The following is a 6,858-nucleotide window of genomic DNA, read 5'->3' as shown; positions in this document are numbered from 1 at the left end:
ATGAAGTTTGAGACATTGAATTATGCTATTCAGGATGTTCGGAAAGAAGCAAGACAAGCTGCTGCTATTGGTCTAGCAGTATCTAATTTGAGCTATGACGATACACCGGGAAAATTAAGTTTTTCACTTGGTACGGGTGTATGGCGCAGTCAATCTGCACTTGCTATTGGAGCTGGTTATATGTCTGAAAATGGAAGATTTCGCTCTAACGTATCTGCAACGAGTGCTGGGGGACATTGGGGTGTAGGTGCTGGATTTAGGGTAACACTGAATTAACAATAGAAAATTCGAAATAAATTTTCCTTCTCTTATCAAATGCGTTACATGTGCCATTTAAAGAGAAGGAAAGTTATTTTCATCATAAATGAATAGCAATAGAAGATAAGGGCGTATTTCGAGTAAAAATATATTTTTTGTGAAATTTTATATGAAAAAATCATTTATCACCTCCAAAAGGAATTATTTGAGTAATCGATATTTATTTTTAAGAGAGTTCTGCCTTCTTGTCTCATCAGACAAGGGTAAAAATTTTATAAGAAGTGATATTTTACACAGAAATTCATAGAGTAGTATACTTGTAAAGTTTTATAATAATGTATTCTGTAATAATAATCTTAGTGGGACTAATTTTAGTTACAGTGAAACATTTTAACAAAAAAACTACAAATGCAGAGGTATGTTTTCATATAAATTAACAGAGTACGTGTAACCGCACAATATTTGAAAACTATACAGTTTATAATTTTATAATAGAAATATCCACGAGGGGTGTTCTTAAAGAAATAAAAAGTCTCATTTTTTCCTTGCTATTTTTTAATAATCTGTATAGAGTTCGAAAAATTAATTAAAAGAAACTAGAAATCTTCTCGCAAAGCGGGGTGCGGTAAGCTATGGCAAAATTACAAAATCACAATCATCTAATTTCAAAGAGCTTTAAGAGATTCAAATATAAAACTCAGGGATATCTCGCTTATTTTCACGAAAAAAGCGCAATAACCCTACAAAAAACGCTCTAAATTACTCAACAACAACTTAACTCCCTTGCGCAATAAACATTTTATTGCCTCTTAAACACACAACCCCTAATAATAGTACACAAATATGTTTTTTCTACACTTTTTTCACCTTTCTTCACCTTTAAATTTAAAGGCTCTGCTGAAGAAAAACACCCCTCCTTAAAGGGGGATAAATAAAAACCACATTAATTGGACTATCGATCAACGTCGACTTCTATCTCATTGATATCTTAGATAGTCCTCTTCCGCATTATGACAACCCTAATCTTTTATAAAACAAGAAAAAACAATCTCTGGAGCTTAGTAGCACCGGAATATGTCTTTTTGATGTTTTAAATATCTTTTTTTACTTAGAGGATTTATTATGAAAAAAATATATACCACACCACACACGCTAGCAGTGAGTAATTTAAAAAATTCTTGCTCGTCTTATCGATTACCTTTTATTAAAACGCTTTCATTAGTGTCAGTAGCTGTCTTTTTATCAAATGCTTCTCCTGTTTTTGCTTGTGATCTTTGGGGTAATGTAGCACAGTATTTTGGCGGAGGTACAAATATACGTAAAAGTATTGCGCCAACCTATATAATTAACGGTAAAATATATAGAGATGTTGGCTCTGCGCTGTATGGTTTGGAGAATTATGTCGCTGAAACCAGGTATGATAAGCTTGTTAAGCAAGATAGCTCAGGGCTTATTACAATTGGTGCGGACGTAGGTGGTAATAGAATAACTATCGCAAATAGCTCTCATGGATTGAGGACTCTTACTGGTGTTGCTGATGGTTGGGTTTCGCCAATCTCGTATGATGCAGTCAATGGTTCTCAGCTTTTTTCCCAAGGCATCAGTACTGCGATCTCTTTTGGCGGTGGTGCTGGATACGATAGAAAAGGAAACTGGATAGCTCCTACTTTTACAGTTAAGGTCTTTGATAAAAATGGTAATGGAGCTGAAAAGGATTATAAGAATGTTGCGGATGCCTTTACTGGCGTAAGTAGTTCTTTCACGAATCTTGATGCAAAGATTGAAAATATTAAGGTAGCAAGTAATAGTCTTGTTAAGCAAGATGATACAGGACTTATTAGCATTGGTGGAGAAGTAAGTGGAACTAAGGTAAGCATTGCAAACGTTGATAATGCAGTTCGGACTCTTTCGGGTGTTAAGGCTGGTTCGATTACAGCAGCGTCCACTGATGCGATAAATGGTTCTCAACTTTATTCCATGAGCAATGTAGTCGCAGGCTATTTTGGCGGTGGTGCTGGCTATAAAGATGGAAACTGGAGTGCTCCTACTTTTACAGTTAAGGTCTTTGATAAGGATGGTAATGGAGCTGAAAAGAAGTATACTAATGTTGCGGATGCCTTTACTGGCGTAAATAGTTCTTTCACGAATCTTGATAAAAAGATTGAGAATATAGTCATTAATGGGACAGGTGATGATCTTGTTAAGCAAGATGATGCCGGACTTATTACCATTGGTGGAAAAGTAAGAGGGGTCCAGGTAAATATAGCAAATGTTGATAATGTGGCACGGACTCTTGCGGGTGTTAAGGCTGGTTCGATTACAGCAACATCGACTGATGCGATAAATGGCTCTCAATTTTATGCCATGAGCAATGTAGTTGCTAGCTATTTTAGTGATAATGCTGGATATGATAAAGATGGAAACTGGAATGCTCCTACTTTTACAGTTAAGGTTTTTGATAAAAATGGTAGTGGGACTGAAAAGAACTATAAGAATGTTGGGGATGCGCTTTCTGGTGTAAGTAGTTCTTTTACGAATCTTAATCAAAAGATCGAAAGTGTGACAGGTGATAGTTTTGTTAAGCAAAATAGCGCTGGGCTTATTACGATTGGTGGAGACAAGGGTGGTGATAGAATAGATATTGCAAACGGTATTAATTTTCCACGAGTTATCTCTGGTGTTAAAGGGGGTGCATTTACGGCAACATCGACCGAAGCAGTAAATGGTGGTCAAATTTATTTGATGGCTCAGACATTTGCAAGTTATTTTGGCGGTGGTGCTGGCTATAAAGATGGAAAATGGTCACATCCTACATTTACAGTTAAAGCCTTTGATAAGGATGGTAATGCAACTGAGAAAAACTATACTAATGTTGCAGATGCGTTTTCTGGCGTTAATAGTGCTTTCACAAGTTTGAATGAGGAGATTGTTAAGATAAAGAATAAGCCTGGTATTGAAGAAAGGGAACACATCCATCAAGACGGTGATTTGAATGATATTATTTCAGAAGGCTTTCCTTTTATGAGAAGCTTACCTAGTGCTTTAGGTAATGTGAAGGTTCCAACTACGATAACTGTTGCTCCTAAATCACCATTAAAACAAGTAAGTTTTATGAGTAGTGAAGGTGAAAGCCGGCGTCTTTTTGATATTGCTGCTGGTGAGATTTCAGAAACGTCGACTGATGCTATAACTGGTTCTCAGCTCTATTTGATAAACAACCAGATTGCTACTTATTTCGGTGGTGGTTCTGGATATAAAGGTGGAAATTGGAGTGCTCCGACTTTCACAGTTAAAGCCTTTGATAAGAATGGTAAGGAAACTGAGAAAAAATATACTAATGTTGCAGATGCATTTGCTGGCGTTAATAGTGCTTTGGCAGGTTTAAATGAGCGGGTTATGAACGGTATTGGTGAAACAGAGGGTAAACCACAAAATGGTGATCCTTCGGATGTTATTTCAAAAGGCTTTCCTTTTATGAGAAGCGCACGTTTTCTAAGAAGCTTACCTCTTGCCATAGATGAGGAAGAAAGCGCCATAGATGAGGCGGATAATTCAACCACGGTAACTGTTGCTCCTAGTGAAATTTTAGAAAAGTCAACTTATGAGGTGACTGACAATCAGTTTTCACAGATGAGTAACAGGGTAACAGGCGTTGAAAAAAAGGTAGACAGCGTTACAGACAGGGTAACAGAAGTTGAAAACAAGGTGAATGTTGCGGTTAGCTATGATACCGATGATAGCGGAAAGAAAATCAATAGCATCACTCTAAAAGGTGTCGATGACAGTGAGCCTGTTTTGATTACTAATGTTAAAGATGGAAAAATTGAACATGGCTCTAAGGACGCAGTGAATGGTGGTCAGTTATACGATCATACCGCGGAGCAGATGAAGATTACTCTTGAAAGTGCGAAAAAGTACACCGACGATCAAGTCAATAATGGTGTTAACGAGGCAAAATCCTATACCGATATGAAGTTTGACGCACTAAGTTATGATATTACGAATGTGCGCAAAGAGGCAAGGCAAGCAGCAGCGATTGGTTTGGCAGTCTCTAACTTACGTTACTTCGATGACCCAGGATCTGTGAGTGTTTCATTTGGTGGCGGTTTTTGGCGTGGACAATCTGCCTTTGCGATTGGTGCAGGTTATACATCTGAAGATGGCAAGATTCGTTCTAATCTATCAGCAACCAGTGCTGGCGGTCAGTGGGGTGTAGGTGGTGGAATAACTCTGAAATTAAAATAACACCAGAGAATATGAAAAACTACAATTTAAGCGAAGTTTCGCCCTTGTCTTCTTAGACAGGGGCGAAATTTTATATTATAGAGAAGTAATATTTTACAGAGAAGGCCATAGAGTAGTATTTATAAAGTCTTATAATAATTAAAGTCTTATACCAATGTATTTTATAGTAATAATCTTAGTGAGATTGATTTTAGTAAGAAGTAAAGCACTTTAACAAAAATTTTACAAATACAGAGTAGTACTCTCAGTGCGTAATTGCGCAGTATTTTAAAACTGTACGTTCTATAATTTCATTGATAGAAAATATCCATTGGGGGATACGTTTAAAAATTTAAAAATCCTATTTTATTATTTTATTTATTTGCTCTGTACATAGCAGTAGCAATCATGAGGCACGCAACAGCAGCAATTATTAGTAAGACTCATTTTGATCAAAATGGGACACTTAAATAAAACTATGAAACAGAATCTCTAGACAAGTCTATAGTGCATGGAATCTATGAGTTTTAAAGTTATAAGGATATTTCACGGTTATATAAATCGGAAAGACTCATTCTGTAAAAATAATTAAATTCATTTTCTTCTTGCTATTTCACTCAATAGTCTATAACATCACAAAATATTCTTTAGTAAGACTCATTTTGGCAAAAACAGAAAAATGCTCGCAAGGGGGGGCAGTTGATTATGAACAACACACACAATCATCCTTATTTTACTCTAAAGCTTAAGAGTATGCCGCTTATCCCTGCGATAAAAGCGTAATAATTTCACAACAAGTACTCTAAATCATTCAGCCAACAACTTAAACTCTTCCCCTAATAATACCTTACAGCTTCTTAATCATATAAAATGAACTCTTTTACTTTTAAAATTATAAACCGCAGACCTAACAATAGGGTGCAAGTATGTCTTCTTCATACCTGTTTTTCACCCTCATCTAGGAGTTTTGTTGCAAAAAAAGCACCCTTCTTAAAGGCGGAAAAAATAAAAAACCCATTAACCACATCGTTTATCAAGATTAATTGCAACCTTGCTAGACTTCTAATTACTTCTGTTCGCCTCTGCGGCAAACTCAAACTTTATAAAGAACAAAAAAATCACGTCGTTAATCACTCCTAACACTGAAATATGACTTTTTAATGTTCTAAATATGTCTTTCCTATTTGGAGAATTTGTTATGAAAAAATTATATACCACACCAAAAGCGCTAGTGGTGAATGATTGTAAAGATTCTTGCTCGTTTTATCGACGGCTTTTTATTAAAGCGTTTTCATTGGCTTCAGTGATTATATTTTTATCAAATGTTTCTCCTGTTGCTGCTGCTACTCAGATTTTAAATAACATATCAAACGACTTTAGTGGTGGTACAAATGCGCTTAAAGGTATACCGCCAGCCTATGTAGTTGGCAGTAAATTGTATAGAGATAGTGGCTCTGCATTTGTGGAGGGGGAGGATGCTCCCAAGAACTTAAGTCTTAATATTAAGTTTCAGACTAAAGCTGCTTTTGATACTGCATTTGCAGGTACGGAAGGTTATAAGAATGTAGAAGGTTATAAAAGTGTTGCGGATGCATTTTCTGGCACTAATAGTGCTTTGGCAGCTTTAAATCACCAGATTGTTGAGATAAAGGAACCCCATGCTATTGGGGAAAAACAAGATAATCCATCTCAAAGTGATGATCAGCATAAGAACACAGGTAGCTTTTCTCTTTTAAGAAGCTTATCTCGTGAACTAGCCCGAGCGGATGATGCAAGTATGGTAACTGTTGCTCCTACCTCACCATTAACTCAAATAACTATTCGGAATAGTAAAGGTGAGACACGGCGTCTTTTGGATGTTTCTCCTGGTGAGCTCTCAAAAACGTCAACCGATGCCGTTAATGGTTCCCAGCTTTATACGTTAGGCACTGGGGTTGCAAAATCTTTAGGTGGTAATGCTAAGTATGAGAATGGCACGTGGAATGCTCCTACATTCAAGGTTAAGCGATTTAATCCTGATGGTGATGTTACTGATTCGACTTATGACAGTGTCGCGTCTGCCTTTGCCGGTGTTGGTGATTCTATCACGAATATTAAAAATGAGATTAGCAAAGAAATTGCTGGTGAAAAGAGTGATTCTTTAATCTGGAGCCAAACGGCGAATGCCTTTGTAGCGACGCATGGTGAAGAGAATACAAGTAGCAAGATTACGTCTCTTAAAAATGGAGACATTAGTAGAACGTCAACGGATGCTGTAACGGGTAATCAGCTTCATGCTCTAGGTGATAAAGTTGCACAATCTTTAGGTGGAGGAGCTAAGTATGAGGATGGCAAATGGAGCAAACCTAAGTTCACGGTTAAAACAGTAAAATCTGA

At 36.8% G+C, this 6,858-nt stretch carries 2 protein-coding genes and 1 pseudogene; all 3 read left to right on the top strand.

Annotated elements, in window-relative coordinates:
• Positions 1 to 276 (top strand): YadA-like family protein (locus ACFINS_RS09215; RefSeq protein WP_375612590.1); only part of this gene is annotated, 276 nt, incomplete at its 5' end.
• 1,104 nt (positions 277 to 1,380) lie between these two features.
• The gene (locus ACFINS_RS09210; RefSeq protein WP_375706122.1) at positions 1,381 to 4,503 is read left to right on the top strand and encodes a YadA-like family protein; all 3,123 of its coding nucleotides are present in this window, start codon (positions 1,381 to 1,383) and stop codon (positions 4,501 to 4,503) included.
• Positions 4,504 to 5,680: 1,177 nt separating this feature from the next.
• Positions 5,681 to 6,858, top strand: a pseudogene (locus tag ACFINS_RS09205) (hypothetical protein); the annotation flags it as partial.

Origin of the sequence: Bartonella sp. AA2SXKL, assembly GCF_042197205.1 — a bacterium.
Lineage (GTDB): Bacteria > Pseudomonadota > Alphaproteobacteria > Rhizobiales > Rhizobiaceae > Bartonella.
This window is presented reverse-complemented; position numbering and strand designations above follow the sequence as displayed.

Excerpts from the sequence above, each read along its gene's own strand:
- ACFINS_RS09210 (WP_375706122.1), top strand. The coding sequence starts at position 1,381 with ATGAAAAAAATATATACCACACCACACACGCTAGCAGTGAGTAATTTA.